The sequence below is a fragment of the Oleiphilus sp. HI0132 genome (genome assembly GCF_001635845.1).
The window spans coordinates 1-1,900 of record NZ_LWGJ01001507.1; the positions used below are offsets into that span (position 1 = coordinate 1).

The window sequence follows — 1,900 nt, forward strand, 5'->3', positions numbered from 1 at the left end:
CTTGTTCAACCATGTCTAGCTCGGTCGTCATGTGATCGGCGACTCGATCACCTACTGATTGGTAGTAGCCGTCATTTAGAGCTTCTTTCAAACAATCCAATTCTGAAAGAATACCAACCAGCTTCCCTTCATTATCTATTACCGGTGCGCCCGAACGGCCTTTTTTTACCAGAGTTCTTAAAGCCGTAATAACGCTGTCTTCAGGTTTGAAGGATAAAACATTTGGGCTCATATAATCTTTTATTTTTACGGAATGCACGTCACTTGCTCCTTATTCTGTACAGACTGGGTCATGGCATGAAGCCGATTTAGACACCGTTGTAAGATACACTATGGAGGATATCTGGGGAAAATCAAGCAAGCGGGTGCTTCATTAGGGTGAGTTTTCGTCCTTGTCGAAGATAGCGACGAAGAGATTCAGCGATATAAGGAGGAGCCTGTTCTATATTCTGAAGCTGAAAGCCAATTTGAGCATAAAAGTCTTTAAGCCACTCAAAAGGAAAGCACCAGCACTCGCGATTTGTCAGGTGTGGTTTTAGTTCGGTAAGTAGCCTGCTTCCTATGCCTTGCCGCTGCTCGGATGGAACCACGACCATGCTGCGTAGAATCAGATATTGATCGCTCTTGACCAGGCGAACAGCCGCAACGATTTTATTGTTTGAGTTGTTATTTCTAAGGATGTAAACCTCGTCTTCTTTACCGACGTGGGAATGGTAGTTCGCTTGTTTATAGAATTGCTTGGCGAGAGGAAAGCGAGGCGGGTCGAGTCGTTCCAGGGCGAAATTATTGTGGCTTAAGTCAGACATTTTACCAGCGTTTTTTTCTATCTAGGTCGCTCTCTTTTGCTTCAACCCATTCAGCACCGTCTTTGGTGATTTCCTTTTTCCAGAAAGGCGCGTCGGACTTTAAGTAGTCCATAATAAACTCACAGGCCGCAAAAGCATCTGCTCTATGTGCAGAGCTTACGCCAACGAAGACAATTTGTTCGCTCAAGTGCAAAGGGCCAACGCGGTGAATGACTCTCGCTTCAAGTATCTGCCAACGTTCAGCTGCTTGTTGAATGATTTTCTGTAAGCACTGCTCTGTCATGCCAGGGTAGTGCTCCAGGAACATGCCATTTACATTAGGGCGATCTCCGAATTCCCGAACCAAGCCTGAAAACGTGCAGATCGCGCCAGTTGCTAGGGCGTGGTTGTTCCGTAGAGTCTGGTACTCATTTTCTATTGAGAAATCTTCTTGCTGAACGCTGACAGATATTTTCATACTAACCGCCTGTTACCGGGGGATAAAATGCTACTTCATCTCCTACTTTAACAGCAGTACTTGCATCGGCGATATCCTGATTGACTGAAATAATGATCCGTTCGTTAGCAAGCGCGCTTAACCAGGGTTCGCCCCGTGACTGAAGCTTGGATTTGATATCGCCAGTCGTCTGGATGCCGTCGATCTCGGTCCATTGTTCGCTATCGCAGTCGAGCTGCTCTCGCAAGCTGGCAAAAAAAAGGATATTCATAAGGTCGTCTCGTAACTTAATAATGCTTGCTATACCGGCAAAGAAAAAATGCTAGGGAAAGGTATAAACTCGACAGAATCCCCTGCTTTTGGTTGAGTGTGTTCTTTAATCACAGCGAAACCCTCCGCCCAGCTTGCAGAGCTTAGCATACCAGAGCTTTGGTTCGGGTGACGAATCAGACGATTGCCTTGGCTTCGCTGAACTCTCAGAAATTCTCTTCTGGGGCCGGACTTTTTAATATCGAAGTCTAGGGCAAGAGAGTAACTTTGAGGTTTAGTGTCGCTAATACCTTGCTATGGAGTAAGAAAGGGCGAGCCAATACCGAAAAGGTAACAAATACTGCGCCTGGATTTCCGGGCAAACCGAGTACTGGTGTTTCGCCAATTT

At 46.1% G+C, this 1,900-nt stretch carries 5 protein-coding genes; all 5 read right to left on the minus strand.

Annotated features, from left to right (window positions below; all coding sequences use genetic code 11):
• A partial coding sequence (locus A3766_RS23235) for a CBS domain-containing protein (protein ID WP_156509069.1) occupies positions 1–259 on the minus strand: 259 nt, incomplete at its 3' end.
• 94 nt (positions 260–353) lie between these two features.
• Entirely contained in the window at positions 354–806 is a 453-nt protein-coding gene (locus A3766_RS23240; protein WP_068512804.1) for a GNAT family N-acetyltransferase, read from the minus strand.
• Between the two features lies 1 nt (position 807).
• Positions 808–1,263, minus strand: a complete 456-nt coding sequence (gene moaE / locus A3766_RS23245; protein WP_068512795.1) for a molybdopterin synthase catalytic subunit MoaE — start codon at positions 1,261–1,263, stop codon at positions 808–810.
• A gap of 1 nt (position 1,264) precedes the next feature.
• Positions 1,265–1,513, minus strand: coding sequence for a MoaD/ThiS family protein (locus A3766_RS23250; RefSeq protein WP_068512793.1), 249 nt, complete (start codon positions 1,511–1,513; stop codon positions 1,265–1,267).
• A 29-nt stretch (positions 1,514–1,542) separates the two neighbouring features.
• The gene (locus tag A3766_RS32775) at positions 1,543–1,800 is read right to left on the minus strand and encodes a hypothetical protein (protein WP_082907192.1); all 258 of its coding nucleotides are present in this window, start codon (positions 1,798–1,800) and stop codon (positions 1,543–1,545) included.
• Positions 1,801–1,900: the final 100 nt, after the last annotated feature.

Excerpts from the sequence above, each read along its gene's own strand:
- A3766_RS23240 (WP_068512804.1), bottom strand. The coding sequence starts at position 806 with ATGTCTGACTTAAGCCACAATAATTTCGCCCTGGAACGACTCGACCCG.
- moaE (WP_068512795.1), bottom strand. The coding sequence starts at position 1,263 with ATGAAAATATCTGTCAGCGTTCAGCAAGAAGATTTCTCAATAGAAAAT.
- A3766_RS23250 (WP_068512793.1), bottom strand. The coding sequence starts at position 1,513 with ATGAATATCCTTTTTTTTGCCAGCTTGCGAGAGCAGCTCGACTGCGAT.